This window comes from Vibrio sp. 03_296, assembly GCF_002265885.1.
Window position 1 is genome coordinate 1 of the sequence record NZ_NPKW01001254.1, and the last position, 756, is coordinate 756.

1 protein-coding gene is annotated in these 756 nt (G+C 42.6%); it reads right to left on the minus strand.

From position 1 onward, the window contains the following. A partial coding sequence (locus CIK04_RS31365) for a phage/plasmid replication protein, II/X family (RefSeq protein WP_325206054.1) occupies positions 1 to 633 on the minus strand: 633 nt, incomplete at its 3' end. Positions 634 to 756: the final 123 nt, after the last annotated feature.

The following is a 756-nucleotide window of genomic DNA, read 5'->3' on the forward strand; positions in this document are numbered from 1 at the left end:
TCGTTGTATTGCTTCTCGAATCTGTTGTTTGTAACACTTACCACGCCAGTGTGAAGATGCTCTGTTGTGATAACACGTTGTTTCGTATTCACTACGTGACGCTTTAACTTGCCCGTGAGACACGTTGGCCATATGAGCGATTGCCTGTTTTGCTTTCTGTTCAGTGCCAACATTTGCCGAGAACGTGCAGTCCAACTGCATCACTTCAGCTAAATCCCATTCAAGCATATCTGCAAGCATCGGGTGAGAGAGTTCCAGCGCGGAACACATTTCAGCATACCCAAGCAGTATTGAGCATGGGCCGAAGATGTTGTGGCCTTGTAGGATTTTCGCTGGACTGGCTTTGATTTCGACAGATGGCGGTACGTTAGGAGAACCATTGTTGAACTTGATAGCGACACCAGTAAAGCTAGTTGGTATCGAGTCGTAAGGGATGTATTCACCACTCACTGATGAGATTGTCATATCAGCATTGCGCTGTAACGTCCTAACCCCTGTTGTTATACCCAGTTCAGAAGATACTTTTCTAACGTCTAGTTCAAAGTGATACGCTTGATTTGCAGACGAGCGATTCTCAAGCTGAAAGCAATATTCAGCCTTAAAAGGAATCATAACTCGTAATAAATCTAGCACTCTAAAAACCTGTCAGAGTATATTGGGAACATTTTTATGTACCATACGCAAAAGAAAAATTACTAGCAAGACAGATTGTGGTAGAAAAGTGAGTGTATGATAAAACTAAAATGTACCAAGTGA